The 17,458-nt window shown below is 64.3% G+C and carries 18 protein-coding genes and 1 pseudogene; 8 read left to right on the forward strand and 11 right to left on the reverse strand.

What is annotated here, in order from left to right:
• Positions 1-16: 16 nt before the first annotated feature.
• The 5 genes and pseudogenes from AKL29_RS26060 to AKL29_RS26080 all read right to left on the reverse strand — a co-directional run bounded on the left by AKL29_RS26060 (position 17) and on the right by AKL29_RS26080 (position 4,208).
• Positions 17-1,161, reverse strand: a pseudogene (locus AKL29_RS26060) (acyl-CoA dehydrogenase family protein).
• A gap of 78 nt (positions 1,162-1,239) precedes the next feature.
• On the reverse strand, positions 1,240-2,067 hold the full coding sequence (locus tag AKL29_RS26065) for an SDR family NAD(P)-dependent oxidoreductase (protein WP_050386139.1): 828 nt from the start codon (positions 2,065-2,067) through the stop codon (positions 1,240-1,242).
• Positions 2,068-2,156: 89 nt separating this feature from the next.
• Positions 2,157-2,564: a MaoC family dehydratase gene (locus AKL29_RS26070; RefSeq protein WP_050386140.1), complete on the reverse strand. Its 408-nt coding sequence runs from the start codon at positions 2,562-2,564 to the stop codon at positions 2,157-2,159.
• Positions 2,561-3,016, reverse strand: a complete 456-nt coding sequence (locus tag AKL29_RS26075) for a MaoC family dehydratase N-terminal domain-containing protein (protein WP_050386141.1) — start codon at positions 3,014-3,016, stop codon at positions 2,561-2,563. The genes AKL29_RS26070 and AKL29_RS26075 overlap by 4 nt, the downstream gene beginning before the upstream one ends.
• Positions 3,017-3,023: 7 nt before the next feature.
• Entirely contained in the window at positions 3,024-4,208 is a 1,185-nt protein-coding gene (locus tag AKL29_RS26080) for a lipid-transfer protein (protein WP_050386142.1), read from the reverse strand.
• A 95-nt stretch (positions 4,209-4,303) separates the two neighbouring features.
• On the opposite strand from AKL29_RS26080, the gene AKL29_RS26085 reads away from it, so the two are divergent.
• From AKL29_RS26085 to AKL29_RS26095, 3 genes are all read left to right on the forward strand, one after another.
• Positions 4,304-5,098, forward strand: coding sequence for a TetR/AcrR family transcriptional regulator (locus AKL29_RS26085; RefSeq protein ID WP_050386143.1), 795 nt, complete (start codon positions 4,304-4,306; stop codon positions 5,096-5,098).
• On the forward strand, positions 5,028-6,584 hold the full coding sequence (locus AKL29_RS26090; protein WP_050386144.1) for an acyl-CoA synthetase: 1,557 nt from the start codon (positions 5,028-5,030) through the stop codon (positions 6,582-6,584). The genes AKL29_RS26085 and AKL29_RS26090 overlap by 71 nt, the downstream gene beginning before the upstream one ends.
• Positions 6,585-6,778: 194 nt before the next feature.
• Positions 6,779-7,375, forward strand: a complete 597-nt coding sequence (locus AKL29_RS26095; RefSeq protein WP_050386145.1) for a DUF2889 domain-containing protein — start codon at positions 6,779-6,781, stop codon at positions 7,373-7,375.
• 110 nt (positions 7,376-7,485) lie between these two features.
• On the opposite strand, the gene AKL29_RS26100 is transcribed toward AKL29_RS26095, so the two are convergent.
• Both AKL29_RS26100 and AKL29_RS26105 read right to left on the reverse strand, forming a co-directional pair.
• Positions 7,486-9,099, reverse strand: a complete 1,614-nt coding sequence (locus AKL29_RS26100) for a winged helix-turn-helix domain-containing tetratricopeptide repeat protein (protein ID WP_244482424.1) — start codon at positions 9,097-9,099, stop codon at positions 7,486-7,488.
• A gap of 79 nt (positions 9,100-9,178) precedes the next feature.
• Complete coding sequence (locus tag AKL29_RS26105; RefSeq protein WP_152977777.1) at positions 9,179-9,439, reverse strand: hypothetical protein; 261 nt, start codon at positions 9,437-9,439, stop codon at positions 9,179-9,181.
• A 28-nt stretch (positions 9,440-9,467) separates the two neighbouring features.
• On the opposite strand from AKL29_RS26105, the gene AKL29_RS26110 reads away from it, so the two are divergent.
• Both AKL29_RS26110 and AKL29_RS26115 read left to right on the forward strand, forming a co-directional pair.
• Entirely contained in the window at positions 9,468-10,481 is a 1,014-nt protein-coding gene (locus AKL29_RS26110) for a methyltransferase (RefSeq protein WP_028334272.1), read from the forward strand.
• Positions 10,482-10,573: 92 nt separating this feature from the next.
• Entirely contained in the window at positions 10,574-11,914 is a 1,341-nt protein-coding gene (locus AKL29_RS26115; RefSeq protein WP_028334271.1) for an MFS transporter, read from the forward strand.
• A 15-nt stretch (positions 11,915-11,929) separates the two neighbouring features.
• On the opposite strand, the gene AKL29_RS26120 is transcribed toward AKL29_RS26115, so the two are convergent.
• Entirely contained in the window at positions 11,930-12,400 is a 471-nt protein-coding gene (locus AKL29_RS26120) for a carboxymuconolactone decarboxylase family protein (protein WP_050386147.1), read from the reverse strand.
• Positions 12,397-12,804, reverse strand: coding sequence for a cupin domain-containing protein (locus AKL29_RS26125; protein ID WP_050386148.1), 408 nt, complete (start codon positions 12,802-12,804; stop codon positions 12,397-12,399). The genes AKL29_RS26120 and AKL29_RS26125 overlap by 4 nt, the downstream gene beginning before the upstream one ends.
• 88 nt (positions 12,805-12,892) lie before the next feature.
• On the opposite strand from AKL29_RS26125, the gene pdxR reads away from it, so the two are divergent.
• Positions 12,893-14,347: a MocR-like pyridoxine biosynthesis transcription factor PdxR gene (pdxR, locus tag AKL29_RS26130; protein WP_050386149.1), complete on the forward strand. Its 1,455-nt coding sequence runs from the start codon at positions 12,893-12,895 to the stop codon at positions 14,345-14,347.
• Here the strand turns inward: pdxR and AKL29_RS26135 are convergent.
• Positions 14,325-15,152 carry an SDR family NAD(P)-dependent oxidoreductase gene (locus tag AKL29_RS26135; RefSeq protein WP_050386150.1) on the reverse strand — a complete coding sequence of 276 codons (828 nt, stop codon included), beginning with the start codon at positions 15,150-15,152 and terminating at the stop codon, positions 14,325-14,327. The genes pdxR and AKL29_RS26135 overlap by 23 nt on opposite strands.
• 319 nt (positions 15,153-15,471) lie before the next feature.
• Here AKL29_RS26135 and AKL29_RS26140 point away from each other — a divergent pair, with 319 nt between their 5' ends.
• On the forward strand, positions 15,472-15,765 hold the full coding sequence (locus tag AKL29_RS26140) for a hypothetical protein (protein ID WP_028334266.1): 294 nt from the start codon (positions 15,472-15,474) through the stop codon (positions 15,763-15,765).
• Between the two features lie 178 nt (positions 15,766-15,943).
• Positions 15,944-16,576 (forward strand): TerC family protein, encoded by a 633-nt coding sequence (locus AKL29_RS26145; RefSeq protein ID WP_028334265.1) that lies wholly within the window; start codon positions 15,944-15,946, stop codon positions 16,574-16,576.
• A 63-nt stretch (positions 16,577-16,639) separates the two neighbouring features.
• Here the strand turns inward: AKL29_RS26145 and AKL29_RS26150 are convergent, their stop codons facing one another.
• A complete protein-coding gene (locus AKL29_RS26150; RefSeq protein ID WP_028334264.1) occupies positions 16,640-17,359 on the reverse strand; it encodes an RraA family protein in 720 nt (239 codons plus the stop codon).
• Positions 17,360-17,458: the final 99 nt, after the last annotated feature.

A 17,458-nucleotide genomic window follows, 5' to 3' on the forward strand; every position in this document is an offset into this window, starting at 1 on the left:
CCAAGGACGCGCCCGCCTACAGCGAACGCGCGATCAGGAGCTTCATGATCTCGTTGGTGCCGCCATAAATCTTCTGGATGCGGGAATCGATGAACATGCGCGAGATCGGATATTCCTGCATGTAGCCGTAGCCGCCATGCAGCTGCAGGCATTCGTCGGCGGTCTCGACCTGCTTCTGCGAGCACCACCATTTCGCCATCGACGCCGTCACGGTGTCGAGGTCGCCGGCGACCAGGCGCTCGACGCACCAGTCGACGAACACGCGGGCGATCATCGCCTCGGTCTTGCGCTCGGCGAGCTTGAAGGCGGTGTTCTGAAATTCGAGCAGCGGTTTGCCGAACGCGGTGCGTTCCTTGGTGTACTCGGCGGTGATCCTGACCGCGCGCTCCATCGAGGCCACCGCGCCGATCGCGAGCGACAGCCGCTCCTGCGGCAATTGCTGCATCAGCTGCGCGAAGCCGTTGCCCTCCTCGGCTCCGAGCACGTTCTCCGGCGGCACCGTGACGTTGTCGAAGAAGAGCTCCGACGTGTCGGACGCGTGCAGCCCGATCTTGTCGAGGTTGCGCCGCGGCGGTAGCCCTCGACGCCCGCGGTCTCCACCACGATCAGCGAGATGCCCTTGGCGCCCGGAGCTCCGGTGCGCGCGACCACGATCACGAGATCGGCGGCCTGGCCGTTGGTGATGAAAGTCTTCTGGCCGTTGATGACGTAGGAATTGCCCTGCTTCTTCGCCGTGGTCTTGACGGCCTGCAGATCGGAGCCGGTGCCGGGCTCGGTCATCGCGATGGCACCGACCATCTCGCCCGACGCCATCTTCGGCAGCCAGCGCTTCTTCTGCTCCTCCGAGCCATAGTTGACGATGTAATGCGCCACGATCGCGCTGTGCACGGAGACGCCGGTGGTCAGCTCCGGCACCGTGCTCTCGAGGTCATCGAGCACGGCGGCGTCATAGGCAAAGGTGGCCCCTAAGCCGCCATAGGCCTCGGGCACGCTCGGCAGCAACGCGCCCATCTCGCCGAGCGCGCGCCAGGCCGAGCGGTCGACCAGCTTCTGCTCGCGCCATTTTTCAGCGTGCGGCGCCAGGTCCTTGGCGAGGAATTTGCGGAACTGGTCACGGAAGGTGTCCAGCTCCTCGGTCATCCAGGACGATCGGTAATGCATGATATCCTCGCTACGCATTCTTTCTTGACGCGTTTTCTTGACGTGAACCGGTACCCACTTCGCTTGAAAACGCTCTCGTCAGATCAAGAGACCGCCGCCGGCGACGATCACCTGACCGCTGATGTAATTCGATTCCGGAGCGCAGAACAGATAGACCGCGTCAGCCGCCTCCTCCGGCGTGCCGCCGCGGCCGAGCGGGATCATGCGTCCCATCGCCTCCAGCATCTGCGGCTGGACGCCGACCTTGATGTCGCGGCCGGCGACGTCGATGGTTTTCTGCTGGGTCTCGATCGGCTGGGTCAGGCGGGTGTTGATCAGGCCGAACGCCACGCAATTGACGTTGACCTTGTAGCGGCCCCACTCCTTGCACATCGTGCGCGTCAGCCCGATCAGCGAGGCTTTGGCGGACGAATAGCTCGCCTGCCCGGCATTGCCGTAGAGGCCCGCGATCGAGGAGATGTTGACGACCTTGCGGAACACCTCGCGGCCCGCCTCGGCCTCCCTTTTCGCCATCACCCGGATCGGCTCCGACGCCGCGCGCATGATGCGGAACGGCGCGATCAGATGGACGTCGAGCATCGCCTGGAACTGCTCGTCGGTCATCTTCTGGATCGTCGAGTCCCAGGTGTAGCCGGCATTGTTGACGATGATGTCGAGACCGCCGAACTGCTCGAACGCAGCGCCGACGAAGCGATCGGCAAAGCCGGCTCCGGTCACGCTGCCATTGACCGCGATCGCCTCGCCGCCCATGGCTCTGATCTCGGCGACGACTGCATCGCCCGGCTCGGCATCGAGATCATTGACCACGACACGCGCGCCCTCGCTGGCGAGCTTCAACGCAATCGCGCGCCCGATGCCGCGGCCGGAGCCTGAGACGAGCGCGACTTTACCTTGCAGTTTCGACATGGTTCCTCCCTTGGACGAGATCTTGTTTTCTTCACCTCTCCCACTTGCGGGGGAGGTCGCACGAGTCCCTGCTTGACGAGACCTTCTCGCTAAAGCGCGATAATGGCTTCCCCGGCGAGCTTTACTTCGCCGTTCTGATCCCTGGTGGTCAGGGCGAGTTTTGCGCGCTTCTCACCGCCCTGCTCGATCAGCTCAGTCACCGTGCCCTCGCAGGTCAGCTTCGCGCCGAGCTGGGTGATCGCGGCAAAGCGGGTCGAGAACGAGCGGATGCGCGACGGCGCCACCGCGTCGGTCAGCGCCTGGCCGAGATAGCCCATCACCAGCATGCCGTGCGCGAACACGTCGGGGAAGCCGGCCGCCTTCGCGAAGTCGATGTCGACATGGATCGGATTGTGATCGCCCGAGGCGCCGCAATACAACGCGAGGCGATGGCGGGTGATCGGCGGAAACTCCTTGTGGACGATGATGTCGCCGACCGATGGAACGCGGGCGCTCATGACGGCCTCGCATTGCGCACCACGACAGTGCGCGAGACATCGGCGACATGGACGCCGTGCTGGTTGGTGACCGGGGTGTCGACCACGATCAGCGTCATCGCCCCGCCCTTCTTGTCGGTCACGCCAGTGACGCGCGGGCGGAAGGTCAGGGTGTCGCCGACCATGACGGGCGCGTGATAGTCGAAGCGCTGCTCGCCGTGCAGCACGCGTGCCAAGTCAATGTCGAGCGCGGTCAGGAACTCGAACGGGTCAGGTGCATCCATCATCTCGAGGCAGAACAGATAGGTCGGCGGCACTGGCGCTGCCGTGAAGCCGGCCGCCTGCGCGGTTGCCTCGTCGCGATAGATCGCGTTCGTCTCGCCGAGCGTATCGAGGAAGAAGCGCAGCCGCCCCGGCTCGACGCGCGCGGTCACGGGCGTAAATGTACGCCCGACAGCGGATTGATCGATCATGACGACCTCAGGCGCGTTCGTAGAGCGTCACGACGCAGGCGCCGCCGAGGCCGAGATTGTGCTGCAAGCCGATCCGCGCGCCCTCCACCTGCGTCGCCGCGGCGGTGCCGCGCAGCTGCCGCGTCAGCTCATAGCACTGCGCAAGCCCGGTGGCACCGAGCGGATGGCCCTTCGACAGCAGCCCGCCGGACGGGTTGGTGACGATCCTGCCGCCATAGGAGTTGTCGCCGTCGTCGATGAATTTCGTGGCCTCGCCCTCGCCGCACAGGCCGAGCCCTTCATAGGTGATCAGCTCGTTGTGGGCGAAGCAGTCGTGCAGCTCGACGACGTCGAGATCATCAGGCCCGATACCGGCAGCCTCGTAGACCTTTTTGGCGGCATCCCGCGCCATGTCATAGCCGACCACCTGCATCATGTCGGACGCACCGAAGGTCGACGGCGTATCCGTGGTCATCGCCTGCGCCGCGATGCGGACCTGCTTGTTGAGGCCGTGCTGGTCGGCGAATTTCTCCGAGACCAGGATCGCGGCGGCGCCGCCGCAGGTCGGCGGGCACGCCATCAGCCGCGTCATCACGCCGGGCCAGATCACCTGGTCGTTCATCACGTCGTCGGCGGTAACCTCTTTGCGGAACAGCGCCAGCGGATTGTTCTTGGCATGCCGGCTCGCCTTGGCGCGCACCTTTGCAAAGGCGGAGAGCGGCGTGCCGTATTTCTTCATGTGGCTGAGGCCGGCGCCGCCGAAATAGCGCAGCGCCAGCGGCACGCCGGGCGCGTCGACCAGCTTGTCGGCCGCGGCGTCGAAATCGTCGAACGCACTGGGACGGTCGGTGAATACGGCCCCGAGCGCGCCGGGCTTCATCTGCTCGAAGCCGAGCGCCATCACGCAATCGGCCGCGCCTGACTCGATCGCCTGCCGCGCCAGGAACAGCGCGGTCGAGCCGGTCGAGCAGTTGTTGTTGACGTTAACAATCGGGATGCCGGTCATGCCGACCGGATAGAGCGCGCGCTGCCCGCAGGTGGAGTCGCCATAGACATAGCCGACATAGGCCTGCTGCACACCACCGTAATCGAGGCCGGCGTCAGCGAGCGCCAGCTTCGCCGCCTCGGCGCCCATCACGTGATACGGCGCATTGGCGCCGGGCTTGACGAACGGGATCATGCCGACCCCGGCAACATAGGTGCGTGACGTCATCGCGTGTCCTCCCGGAAATTACCCACTGGACTATTCATTACCCATGGGTAATATACGGGCGATCTTCCGGAGTCAATGCGACAACAGCCGACGCGATGGACGCCCACTCCCCCTCTTCCAGCAACGAGTCGCCCTGGCTGCCGTTCGAGAGCCGGCGCCGCGCCCGCGACGAGAAGCGCGAGGCGGTGCTGCGCACGGCCGTCGCCCTATTCCTCGAACAGGGCTATCACCGCGCCACGCTGAACGACGTCGCCAAGCGGCTCAACATCACCAAGCCGGCGCTCTACAACTACTTCCGCGGCAAAGACGAGATCCTGTACGAGTGCTGGTCGATCGGCAATGAGCTGGTCGACGAATGCATTGCCGAAACGTCAGCAGGCGGCGGCTCGGGGCTCTACAAGCTGCGCAAGCTCACCGTCCGCTATGCCGAGCTGATGACCGCGGACTACGGCAAGAGCCTGGTCCGCTTCGACATCCGCGATCTCAGCGAGGACAACCGCAAGATCGTGCAGACCGCGAAGCGGCGGATCGACCGCGCCTTCCGCGACTATATCGCACAGGGCGTCGCGGACGGTTCGGTGAAACCCTGCGACCCGAAGCTCGCGGCTTTCGCGATCGCCGGCTCGCTGAACTGGATCGGACACTGGTTCCAGCCGGGCGGCGAGCTGAGCGGACGTGCCGTCGCCGAGGAATTCGCGATCCGTCTCACCGAAGGCATCGCCAAAACAACAACGCAAACGACATCAACGCGCAAAACAACGGCGCTCGAGAAGGCGGACAAACCGCCTCGCAAGGGAAACGCATCAAGGGAGGAGACGAGTGAACATCACACACGGACTGCGGCGCGCGCTGCAGGTCAATCCAAACGGGCTCGCAGTCGTCTGCGGTGAGCGGCGGTGCAACTGGCGCGAGGTCGGCGACCGCGTCGCCCGCCTCGCCGCCGCGATCCGCGGCCTCGGCGCCCAGGACGGCGACCGCGTCGCGATCCTGTCGTTGAACTCCGACCGCTATCTCGAGCTCTACCTCGCCGTCGGCTGGGCCGGCGCCGTGATCGTGCCGCTCAACATCCGCTGGTCTCCGATCGAGAACGAGGACGCACTGCGCGACTGCCGCGCAACGATCCTGTTCGTCGACAAGGCGTTTGCGCCGGTCGGCACGGCGCTGGCAGGCGCCATCTCCAACCTGCAGCTGGTCTATGCCGACGAGGGCGAGACGCCCGCCGGCATGGAGAATTACGAGACGCTGATCGCGCGCAGCGCGCCTGTTCCGGATGCGATGCGCAGCCGCGACGACCTTGCCGGCATCTTCTACACCGGCGGCACCACCGGCCGCTCCAAGGGCGTGATGCTGAGCCACGGCAATCTGATGGCCAACGCGCTCAACGCGCTTGGCGAAGGCCTGTGGCCGAACAGCACGATCTACCTGCACGCGGCGCCGATGTTCCACCTCGCCAATGGCGCGGCGATGTATTCGGTGCTGCTGTCGGGCGGCTCCAACGTCGTGATCCAGGGCTTTACGCCTGACGGCGTCGCGGCCGCCGTGCAGAAGGAGCGCATCACCGACGTGCTGCTGGTGCCGACCATGATCCAGATGTTCGTCGATCACCCGACGCTCGGCAATTACGACCTGTCGTCGTTGAAGCGGATCTCCTACGGCGCCTCCGTGATCAGCGACGCCGTGCTGATGCGCGCCATGAAGGCGCTGCCTCATGTCGAGTTCACGCAAGCCTACGGCATGACCGAGCTGTCGCCGATCGCAACCCTGCTGCACTGGAAGGAACATATCGGCGACGGCCGCGCCAAGGGACGGCATCGCGGCGCCGGCCGGGCGACGCTCGGCGCCGAGGTCAAGATCGTCGATACCGAGGACAAGGTCGTGCCGACGGGCACCGTCGGCGAGATCGCGGTGCGCGGCGACATGGTGATGATGGGCTATTGGGAGCGGCCGGAGGAGACCGCGCGCGCCGTGATCGACGGCTGGATGCACACCGGCGACGGCGGCTACATGGACGAGGACGGCTTCGTCTACGTCGTCGACCGCGTCAAGGACATGATCATCTCCGGCGGCGAGAACGTCTATTCGGCCGAGGTCGAGAACGCGCTCGCCCAGCACGCGGCGGTGGCGCAATGCGCCGTGATCGGGATCCCGAGCGAACGCTGGGGCGAGCAGGTTCACGCCGTCGTGGTGATGAAGAGCGGCGCCAGCGCCACGCCGGAAGAGCTGATGGAGCACTGCAAGGTGCTGATCGCCGGCTACAAATGCCCGCGCAGCGTCGACATCACCGCGACGCCGCTGCCGCTCTCCGGCGCCGGCAAGATTTTAAAGCGCGAGCTGCGCAAGCCGTATTGGGAGAACCGCGAACGGCGCGTGAGCTGAGGGACGGCTCTCAACGTCACCCCCGTCGTTCCGGGGCGATGCGAAGCATCGAACCCGGAATCTCGAGATTCCGGGTCTGGCGCTAACGCGCCATCCCGGAATGACGACGTCTCATGACGCCATTCGACCGCGAGCGTTGACATCGGAGCGCACGGCCGATTGGATCGGTTCGAGATTCAATCCAGCGAGTTCCGATGTCCGCACCCGATACCAATGCCGACGGCAAGCCCCGCCGCCTGATGCACCGCCGCTCCGTCGAATGTCTCGGCTATCTCCGCGACGACGGATTGTGGGAAGTCGAGGCGCGGCTGGTCGACACCAAACCCTATGCCCGACAGGACAAGCATCGCGGCCTGCAGCAGCCCGACGATCCCGTGCACGACATCCGCCTGCGGCTCGCGGTCGACGACAGCTTTACGATCCGCGAGACCGGCACCACGATGGCCTCGACGCCCTACCCGTCCTGCCTCGACGTCGAGGGCATCCTGCAGCGCTTGGTCGGCGAACGCATCGGCAAGGGCTGGCGCGAACTGGTCCGTCGCAAGATCGGCAGGCTCGAGACCTGCACCCATCTCGCCGAGCTCCTGGGTCCCGCGGTGACGACGCTGTTCCAGACCGCTACCTCGGGCAAGGACCCGCAGGGCCGCGGCACGCTCGACCATCAGCGCGACGTCACCGAGCCGCCGTTCTTCGTCGGCGGCTGCTATTCATGGCGGCTGGATGGACCGGTCGTGGCCGAGACATTCCCGCAGTTCGCGCAGAAGCCTGTCGAGGCCAAGCCGGGTTCGTGAGTGGTGCTCCGCCGCTGACCAAGACGCGTGTATGGCGCGCCGCTGCTGGAGCTCAAATGTAGCTCCTCGTCGCAGCTTTATCCCATTCACGTAGATGATCGAACGCGGCACTAGCTCTCCGGCACGCCGGCCATGCGCATTCCCTCATAAAAACGCTTACGCTTGGCGAGCCATACCGGATTGTCGGACAGGAAGACGACATTGACGTCGTATCGACGAATGCTGAAGTTGGGATCAAGTGCCAGTCCGGCTTTGGCACTGGATTGTGCTTCCTCGAGGTCTCCCATCATGGCCAACGCGCCAGCCAAGTGAAAGTGAGCGAGTGCAAAATTGGGATTAGCCTCAATGCTCCGGCGAAGCCAGTCCAGCGCCTCGAGGTCTGCATTGGTGCAGGACATCAACTTGGCCATGCCGACAACCATGATCCAGAGAAAGGCACGCGTATCGCGAGGGGACAGTCGTAACGCCTCTTGAATATGCCCCTCGACTTCCTCGCCACGCCCCAGCGCATGTTTCCCGAGGCCAATAAACCCATACGCATCGGCCAAATTCCGATCGAGCGCCAGCGCCTGGCGACATTCAGCGATACCCTTTGCAGCGCGGTGTGTCCGAATTTGAACCGCGCCGAGCAACATGTGGGCTCTGGGGTGATTGGGCGCACGCAACAACACGCCATTCAGCGCATTCTCCGCGGCCCTGAAATATGCCGGTCCGTCATCGGCCATGGAGGAAGAACCGATCGCAAAATCGACGTGAGCCGCGGCAACGGCTGCTTCAATATTGTCGGGATCAAGCGCGAGGGCGCGCATGAAGAAATCCCTTGCTCGCGCCATAACCGCAGGCGCTATTCCTTTGTTCAGGACAGCCCTGCCCTGAAAATAGAGATCCATCGCGTCCGGCTGGGGCAACCGTTCTGCCCGTCGCGCTTCGGCCTTGATAAGCTCGGCGTTCAACGTATTGGCGAGCCGGGATACGATCTCATCCTGCATGTCCAGCAAGTCGGCAGCGGGCTTGTCGAAGCGCTCGGCCCACACGTGGGCTCCAGTTTCCGTGTCAGTCAACTGAACGTTCAGGCGAAAGCGGTTGCCGCCGCGTTGCACCGACCCTTCCAGCGCGTAACGGACATTCAATTCGCGACCGATCTCCCTCACGTCCACCGCCTTGCCCTTGAACGTGAACGCGGTGCCCCGGCCGATGACGAACGCGCCGGCGATCCGCGACAGGTCGGTGGTCAAACTGTGAGTCACGCCATCGACGAAATATTCCTGCTCCAAATCTCCGCCAATATTTGTGAACGGTAGAACAACAATGGACAGGTGTGGGATCGAAGATGAACCCGCTGGCTTTCCAGCGTGGTCCGGCATCGACGAGGTCGTGACGCTGGCAGAGGCGGGGCGGTCGGCCTGCTCGCCATCCACGACCAGCATGTAGCCGCGGCGAGGCAAGGTTCTCAGGGCCAATCGGCCCGCCCCTCCCAAGGCCTCCCTGATGTCGCCGATGGCCTGGACAAGAGAGTCTTCCGTGACCTCGCAGTCCGACCAGACCTCATCCAATATCTCGTCCTTATGCACCAGGCGCCCGACGCGTTGCGCGAGGAGCCGCAGCACCGCCCAGGCTTGAGGACGCAACGGCACGATGTCGCCGCGCCCGTCGAGCAGAAATTCGCGAGCCAGATCCAAGGTCCGGTCACCGATCACAATCGAAGGCTGCGATGACTTAAGCAAGAACGCCTCGTTGGGCCATTTCGGAAAATATCGGCAGAATATCGGCGAGGTTTCGGGACCTGGCAGCAATTGTACAGCATCATCTTGCGGCGCGGGATAGCAAAACCGTCCCGAGCAGCGATCCACCAAAAGCGGTCAGCGCCAGGCAGGCCTCCATGATCAGTTCTGTCATCCATACTGCGCTAAGTATTTCAGGTTTCAACCCTTCCCCGGTTGCGGGGACGGACTGGCGATGCGGCCCCGGCGTCATCGACACCGAGATCAGGATCGGCCAATCAATGCCGCACAGCGCGCCGCTTTCGAGCCTGAGCAGGTTTGCCCGGGAGTGTTGGCCCGGCACCAACGAGCAACATGAGAGGGAGTGATCGATGTCCTCTATCCACGCATCCGTAAGATTGCTGCACCTTATTCAGTCGCAGCGCGTGACCGCGGTCATCTATGTCGCCGCGAAGCTGGGGATCGCTGAGCTCCTGCGCGATAGATCGCGGCCCCTTGGCGAACTCGTCGAGGCGACCGGCGCGAACAAGCAGGCGCTCCGCCGCCTGCTGACCGCGCTTTCGACCATAGGCATTTGCACGGTCGCTGAAGAGCAATACGCATTGACCGAACTGGGGGCTTGCCTTGACGGGGCCGCAACCCAGTCCCTCAAAAACTGGACGATCTTTGAAGGCCAGTTTCTGACCGAATCGTGGACCGGGCTGCTGGACTCGATCATGACCGGCAAGACCGCCGCGCAACTGCTTGGCCACGAAAACAGCTTTGATCTGATGGCGTGCGATCCGGAGATGGTCAGCATATTTAATGCGGCTATGATGGAGGGGACCCGTCTGGCGGTTCCGGATATCCTGGGGGCCTACGACTTCGGTGCGTTCGCTCATCTCATGGATGTCGGCGGCGGCTCCGGCGAACTCGTTGGCGCCATAGCCGAGCAACATCCGCACATCCGAGGGACCATTTTCGACCTTCCCCGCTGCGCCGAATCCGCGACTGGCCACCTGAGGCGCAGCGGGCTCAGTGACCGCGTCGAATTCATGGCCGGCGATTTCTTTCAGACGATTCCATCGATCGCGGATGCCATCGTGATGAAGCACATCATTCACGATTGGAGCGATGAGCGCAGCATGGTCATCCTCGCAAACTGCCGAAGGGCGCTCCCCGGAGGTGGCGTGCTCCTGCTTATCGAACGGATCATGCCGGAATTCCCGAGCGTAAGCGATGCGCACAGGGAACAGACGCTGACCGATCTGCTCATGCTTCGCGGGCCTGGCGGTCTCGAAAGAACGGAAAAGCAGTACGCTTGGCTGTTTCGCGAATCCGGCTTTACTCACACCGCGACCTATCCGGCCGGGCGTCTCAGCCTCATCGAGGCAACGGTCACCTGAGCTTTCGAGGTCAGACCATTACTCCCGCGCAATGGAGCAGCGACTGGTTCGAAGGACATCATAGGCAAAAGCATATTTTGGAAGGAACAAGAATGCATCTGCCTGCTGCAAACAAGTCATCGTCGCCCATATTGGAGAACCCGGCGTATAAGGCCGTGTTCGCCAAGGTCGACTGGCGCCTTATACCTTTGCTACTGATCGCCAGCATGGTCGCCTTTCTCGACCGCATCAATATCGGCTTTGCACAGCTTCAGATGAAGCAGACACTGCCATTTGATGATGCAGTCTACGGGCTCGGCGCGGGCATCTTCTTCGTCGGATATTTCCTGTTTGAGGTGCCCAGCAATCTTCTTCTGGAAAGGATCGGCGCGCGCAAGACCCTGTTGCGGATCATGGTGCTCTGGGGATTGGCGGCGACCGCCATGATGTTCGTATCGACGCCGCTCCAGTTCTATGCGGCGAGGTTCTTTCTTGGTGTCTTTGAAGCCGGCTTCGCCCCGGGCGTGCTGCTGTACTTGACGTATTGGTACCCGTCGGTGAGGCGCGGGCAGGTCATCGCGATCCTTGCGTCGGCGCCCCCCATTGTGATGTTCATCGCTGGTCCGCTGTGTGGTTCGATCCTGAAGTATTTCGACGGCGTCAGCGGTCTTTACGGCTGGCAATGGCTGTTTCTGATCCAGGGGCTGCCCGCGCCAATCCTCGGCGTTCTCGTGTATTACCTGCTCAAGGACAAGCCGTTCCAGGCCGGCTGGCTCTCGAAGGGGGAGAAGGCGCTGCTGGACGATGCTTTACAGCATGACGAAGAGAACATCGTGAAGGCGACCTCGGGGACGTTCCGGCAGCTGCTGCGAGACCCGAAGGTCTACCTGTTGTCGCTGGCCTGTTTTTGTCTGCTGGGCGCCAACTACACGATGGTATTCTGGATGCCGACCCTGATCCATAGCTGGGGAGTAAAGGATCCGCTACTGGTCGGCGTCTATCACGCAGTAGCCAACGCTGCGGGTATCGTCTGCATGATACTGATCGGTCGTCACTCGGACAAGCGGCATGAGCGCCGCTGGCACTATGCGACCTGCGTCACGATTGCCGCCGGCGGCTTGTTCTTTCTCATGTTGCTCCACGGCACTTTTGTTGGTTCGATCCTGGCTCTCTCCTTCGCCGTCATCGGGTTTGTGTCAGCGCCGCCGCTCTTCTATGCCTTGACCAGTGAGTACCTCTCAGCAGGCGCGGCGGCCGGCGGCCTTGCCCTCGTCACCAGCCTCGGAAACCTCGGTCCGGCGGTAAGCCCGTCGATCACCGGGTTCATCGTGCGGAACACCGGCGACAACATCTATGGCATGTACTTCGTCATGGCGCTGTACTTACTCTCCGGTGCACTCCTGCTGCTGAGCATGCGGCCCGCAAAGAATGAGTTGCTCCTGTCGAGGAGTTGACCCATCCTGCCAAGATCAAGCCGCCGCAGCGGAATGCTCGACCACAGCCTGCGGCGGGTTGCGGAAGCCGATGGCGATGCGGTTGTAGGTGTTCATCAGGCCGATCGCGATGGTCAGGTCGACGAGTTGCTTCTCGCTGAAGGTGGCGCGCGCCGCTTCATACGCGTCGTCCGGGATCGCGGTCTCCGCCACACGGGTGACGGTTTCGGCCCAGGCCAGCGCGGCGCGCTCCTCGTCGTCGAACAGCGCCTCGGCCTCGCGCCAGACCTGCAGCACCGCAAGCTTCTCGACCTTGACGCCCATCTTCAGCAGGCTGCGGGTATGCGAGTCAAGGCAATAGGCGCAGCCGTTGATCTGCGATATCCGCAGATAGACCAGTTCGACGAGCTGCGCGGAAAGCCCGCTTTGCGTGATGTAGCCATAGACGCCACCGAGCGCCTTGATGCCCGCGGGCGCGACCTTGTTGTAATCGATCCGCACGCTCATTTCTTGTGTCCTTCCTTGTCGAACACGGTCAGCGCCTTGTCGTTGCTGTCGACGACGAACACCGCAAGCAGCTTCGCCGGTTCGGTCGCGCTGGCGTTGCGCCCGAGCACGTGATGCGCGCCGGGCGGCTCGAAGAAGCTGTCGCCGGCCCGATAGATGTGCGCGGCCTCGCCCTCCAGTTGGCTCTCGATCGCACCCTGGAGCACGTAGACATAGAGAAACGCCGATTTGGCGTGATGGTGCGGCGCCGAGAGCTCGCCGGGTGGGAAGTTCACCTCCACCGCGATCAGCGACTTGCCGGGAATGTTCGTGATTGCGTGCTCGAACTTCGGTGTCACCGATTGCGCCAACGCGGGGGTCGCAAGCACGGCGCAGGCCAGCAGCGTCGTCATCAAGGTCTTCATCTGGTGCCTCCATTGCTACCGGATAGATGCGGGCGCATATGGCCAAAAAGAAGCACCAAGAATGAACCGAATTGGTGTACCACGAGCCATGCCGAACCCGCTTCCCATCGCGCTCGACCGCTCGGCCAGGACGCCGCTCTCCGAGCAGATCCGCAAGGCGATCGCAGCGGCGATCGACAATGGCGTGCTGGTGCCGGGCGCCCGGCTGCCTTCCTGGCTCGACCTCGCCGCGCAGCTCGGCGTCGCGCGCGGCACGGTGCGCGCGGCCTACGACAAGCTATCGGACGCCCAGCACATCGTGTCGTCGAAGGCCAACGGCACCACCGTCGCGAGACGGCCGCGAAAAGCCGCCAAGCCCGATGCGCCGATCGCTCCCGGCTCGGTCGTGGAGATGTTTCGTGATCTGAGCGGTCAGGGACACTTCCGGATGGGCGTCCCCGCGCAGGATTGCCTCCCCGCCAAGCTGCTGGCGCGAATCCGCGCGCGCGCCGTCCGGGCGGAATTGAGCGCGGTGACGCGCACCATCGATCCGCGCGGCGAGCTCGAATTGAGACGCGAGATCGCGGCGCACCTCGCGATCGCGCGCGGGCTCGAATGCTCGCCCGCGCAAATCGTCATCACCTCGGGATTCGGCGGCGGGCTCGGCCTCGCGCTGCGCGTGCTCGGCCTCGAAGGCCGCCGCGTGTGGATGGAAGACCCGGGATTTCCATTGACGCGAAAGGGCCTCGAGCTCGGCCGGCTGGAGGTCGTCCCGATCCCTGTCGATGCCAACGGCATCGATGTCGACCACGGCCTCAAACACGCCCCCGACGCGGCACTCGCGATCGTGACGCCGGGCCAGCAGGCGCCGCTCGGCCCGCCGCTGTCGCCGCAACGTCGCACGCAGCTGCTCGACTGGGCCGCCCAGACCGGAGCCTTCATCATCGAGGACGACTATCTCGGCGAGTTGCAGCTCGACGGCCGCGCCGCGCCGGCGCTTGCCTCGCTCGACGGCGCCGGCCGGGTGATCCATCTCGGCTCCTTCAGCAAGACCATCTCACCGACGCTTCGCCTCGGCTTCCTGGTTGCGCCGGAGCCATTGGCGGCGCAGTTCGCCGATGTCGCGACATGCCTGGCCCCCGCTCCCGGACCGGCGGTGCAGCTGTCCACCGCGGAGTTCATGCGCGACGGCCACTACATTCGCCATCTCAGGCGAACCAAGCGGGCCTATTGCGACAACCGCGATGCGCTGACGACGGCGCTACGGAGCTGGAGCAACGACGTGCGGGTTGCCGGCCTCGCCGTCATGCTGACGCTGCCGGACAAGACCGCCGACGTCGAGATCGTCAGGGCACTGCTCGCGCACGGGCTGGCGCCCGCCCCGCTCTCGCCCTGGTATGTCTCACCGAAGCGCGCGCAGCCGGGTCTATTGCTCGGCATAGCAACGGTGCCGGATCGCGGCGTTCCGGCCGCCTGCAAGCGCCTGTTCGAGGCGATCCGCGCCCAAGGTCGCATCCAAGGGAGGCCGGCGCCGCGCCGGATCAGGAAGCCCGCAGCCCGGTGAGCGTCAGGCTCAACGCCTTGAGCCGCTTGCGCGCCTCGGAATCATAGGCCTGGGCATGGGCGCGGGCCTCCCGCTTGCCGTCGAAGAACAGCCCGCTCCGGCCTGCTACATCGTCGTCCTGGACCAGACGCAGGATGGCATCACCGCCCTGCTCGACGGTCGAGATCGGCGTCGCGCCGCTGGCGCGCACCATCGTGGTGTTCATGTAGGTCGCAGGGTGCAGCGAGTTGACGGTTACGCCGGAACCTTCCAGCTCGGCGGCCAGGTCGATGGTGAACATGATCTGCGACAGCTTGCTCTGCGCATAGGCGCGCGCACCGCTGTAGTTCTTCGTGATCATCACGTCGCCGAAATCAATCGGGTGCTGGCCGAGCGACGCGACATTGACGATGCGCGCCGGCGTGCTCGCCTTGAGCCGCGGCAGCAACAGATGCACGAGCAGGAAGCCGGCGAGATAGTTGACCGCGAAGCGCAGCTCGTGGCCGTCGTTGCTGGTCTGCCGCGCCGGCCCCTCGTTTTGCGAACCGATGCCGGCGTTGCTGACGAACACATCGAGGCGTTCCTGGTCGTCGAGCACCAGCTGGGCGAACTCGCGGACCTCGGCGAGGGAGGACAGATCGGCCTGGTAGAACATCGGCTCGCGACCGCTGAGGCGCTTGATCTCGTCGGCGAGCGTCTGCGCCCGCTTGGTATCGCGGCCGTGGATCAGGACCCGGGCGCCGGCCGACGCCAGCTTCATCGCGACGTAGCGGCCGACGCCGTCGGTGGAACCGGTGATCAGCACGGTCTTGCCTGCCATATTCATCGAAATTGCCTTTCGATCGTTCGCCCAGCGCTGTCAGCAAAGATAAAGGCGCCGCGCGGACTTTGCCATGGCATGCCACGGCGCCGGCGGCGCCAAAATAGCGTCCAAGATCACCCCGGGGCTCGGGCCTTCTCCGGAACCCGCATGCGTACATCTTGTCGCGCGGCCGGCGGTCGCGCGGCGCCGCGTCGCGCGTCAAGGAGATCGCGTTCTGATATCCTCGAGGTGAACGACAAATCAGGATCGGTAAAGGACCGGAATGTCCTCGATCATTCCAGACAGGACCTTGCGAAAGACTCCCTCTCTGGAGCCGTTCGGCATGCTGCTGTTGTTCGGCGCGCTGACCGCGCTGCCGATCGTCCTGACGCTCCGTCTGGTTGAGCCCGCACTCGTGCTGCCCGTGCTCAGCCTGTTGTTGTTCGTCCAGGCAGCCATTGCCGCGATTGCGGCGCGCGTGATCCACGTGCGCGCAAGCGTGGCGAACCTCACGCTGTGGGATTTTGCCGGCGCGTTCACCTTCATGGGGTGCGCAGCGGCGATCCTCGGCGAACCGGATCAGGCGGCGCTGTTCTTCGAGGAAGAAGCAGCAATGCGTCCGGTGTCACGACCGTAATCCCAGGCCGGGCCCCTCTGGCAGCCACAAGCTGCGATGTCGGACTGGAACTCAGTTGGAGTGGCCCTGCTTCGACCCGTGACGCGATAAGCGTCGCGGTGGATTTGCCGTCCGCATGACGGCAAGAACCGGTTTCGTCGAAAGGGTCCGCTCCCCGACCTCAAGGGGAACATGACCCATGTCCGAACTATTTTCGCCCGAGTTGTTTTCACTCGACGCCCTCAGCGCATTGCTGCAAGTCGTCGTCATCGACCTCGTGCTGGCCGGCGACAACGCCGTCGTGATCGGCCTTGCCGCGGCCGGCCTGCCGGAGAAGCAGCGCGGCAAGGCGATCCTGATCGGCATCGGTGCCGCGACACTGCTGCGCATCATGTTCGCCCTGGTCACTACGCAGCTGATGCAGATCGTCGGCCTGCTGCTGGCCGGCGGCATCCTGCTGTTGTGGGTGTGCTGGAAGATGTGGCGCGAGCTGCGCGCCGACGCGCACGAGACCACTGCCGAACATGCCGATGGCGCAAAGGGCCAGCGCAAGACGCTGTGGCAGGCCACCACGCAGATCATCGTTGCCGACGTCTCGATGTCGCTCGACAACGTGCTGGCGGTCGCGGGCGCGGCGCGCGAGCAGCCGATCGTGCTGGTGTTCGGCCTCGCGCTCTCGATCGCGATGATGGGCGCGGCGGCCTCCTTCATCGCGCGGCTGCTGCAGAACCACCGCTGGATCGCCTATGTCGGCCTCGCCGTGATCCTCTACGTCGCCATCGACATGACGGTTCGCGGAGCGAACGAGATCGCGAAGGTGGCTCCGGTCTGACACCGAAAGCAAAACGGCGGGCCGTTCGGCCCGCCGTTCTGCAAGTCGACAACGCGTGCTGCCTCAGTGGATTTCCGCCGAACGCTTCAGCGCGTCCTTGAGCTTCTCGAGCGAGAACTCCTTGCTGCGCGCGATGTCCAGGATCGGGGTCTCGCGGCGGCCGCAGAGTTCGGCGGCCTCGGGCAGCTTCGCCGCGACCTCATAGGGGATCACGATCGCGCCGTGGCTGTCGGCGTGGATCAGGTCGTCGGAACGCACCGTCATGCCGGCGACGCGGACCTCGCCGCCAAAGCTCTCCGCATGCACCCAGGCGTGCGACGGGCCGATCGAGCCGGCCAGCGCCTGGAAGCCCGGCGCCCATTGCGGGATGTCGCGGATCGAGCCGTCGGTGATGACGCCGAGGCAGCCGAGCGCCTTGTGCACGTTGCTCTGCACCTCGCCCCAGAATGCGCCGTAGCCGACGTCGGGACCGTCGATGTCCTGGATGACAGAGATGCGCGGGCCAAAGCCGGTGCCGACATATTCGTAATATTCGATGCGGCGCTTCGACTGCTCCTCGGCCGAGAGACCGGATTTCAGCACCGAGCGGATCGTCGTGGTGCGGGCGTAGCCGACCATCGGCGGCAGCGTCGGGAACGGGCACACCAGCGGCTTCACGGTGTAGCCGATCAGACGGCGCTCCGGCGCGACGATCTCCATCGCGTTGCAAATCGTCGGCGTGTCGTAGCGCGCCAACGCTTCAAGGACGGAAGCAGGAAGCGGGGCGGAAGCGGATGTCGTCACGGCGTTTCTCTCCTGATTTTTGGCGTCAGATCATGATGCGTTTCCAGGGAAACGCATCATGATCTCATTTCTTTGTTTGAGCATGATCTTTTCGGAAAA

It is taken from the genome of Bradyrhizobium pachyrhizi, assembly GCF_001189245.1.
Taxonomy (GTDB): domain Bacteria; phylum Pseudomonadota; class Alphaproteobacteria; order Rhizobiales; family Xanthobacteraceae; genus Bradyrhizobium; species Bradyrhizobium pachyrhizi.

Bases quoted from the DNA above. Each gene is read 5' to 3' on its own strand.
- AKL29_RS26120 (WP_050386147.1), bottom strand. From the start codon at position 12,400: ATGAGCGTGCGGATCGATTACAACAAGGTCGCGCCCGCGGGCATCAAG.
- AKL29_RS26140 (WP_028334266.1), top strand. From the start codon at position 15,472: ATGCTGCTGTTGTTCGGCGCGCTGACCGCGCTGCCGATCGTCCTGACG.
- pdxR (WP_050386149.1), top strand. From the start codon at position 12,893: ATGCCGAACCCGCTTCCCATCGCGCTCGACCGCTCGGCCAGGACGCCG.
- AKL29_RS26110 (WP_028334272.1), top strand. From the start codon at position 9,468: ATGTCCTCTATCCACGCATCCGTAAGATTGCTGCACCTTATTCAGTCG.
- AKL29_RS26065 (WP_050386139.1), bottom strand. From the start codon at position 2,067: ATGTCGAAACTGCAAGGTAAAGTCGCGCTCGTCTCAGGCTCCGGCCGC.
- AKL29_RS26080 (WP_050386142.1), bottom strand. From the start codon at position 4,208: ATGACGTCACGCACCTATGTTGCCGGGGTCGGCATGATCCCGTTCGTC.
- AKL29_RS26070 (WP_050386140.1), bottom strand. From the start codon at position 2,564: ATGAGCGCCCGCGTTCCATCGGTCGGCGACATCATCGTCCACAAGGAG.
- AKL29_RS26125 (WP_050386148.1), bottom strand. From the start codon at position 12,804: ATGAAGACCTTGATGACGACGCTGCTGGCCTGCGCCGTGCTTGCGACC.
- AKL29_RS26095 (WP_050386145.1), top strand. From the start codon at position 6,779: ATGTCCGCACCCGATACCAATGCCGACGGCAAGCCCCGCCGCCTGATG.
- AKL29_RS26085 (WP_050386143.1), top strand. From the start codon at position 4,304: ATGGACGCCCACTCCCCCTCTTCCAGCAACGAGTCGCCCTGGCTGCCG.
- AKL29_RS26135 (WP_050386150.1), bottom strand. From the start codon at position 15,152: ATGAATATGGCAGGCAAGACCGTGCTGATCACCGGTTCCACCGACGGC.
- AKL29_RS26145 (WP_028334265.1), top strand. From the start codon at position 15,944: ATGTCCGAACTATTTTCGCCCGAGTTGTTTTCACTCGACGCCCTCAGC.
- AKL29_RS26075 (WP_050386141.1), bottom strand. From the start codon at position 3,016: ATGATCGATCAATCCGCTGTCGGGCGTACATTTACGCCCGTGACCGCG.
- AKL29_RS26115 (WP_028334271.1), top strand. From the start codon at position 10,574: ATGCATCTGCCTGCTGCAAACAAGTCATCGTCGCCCATATTGGAGAAC.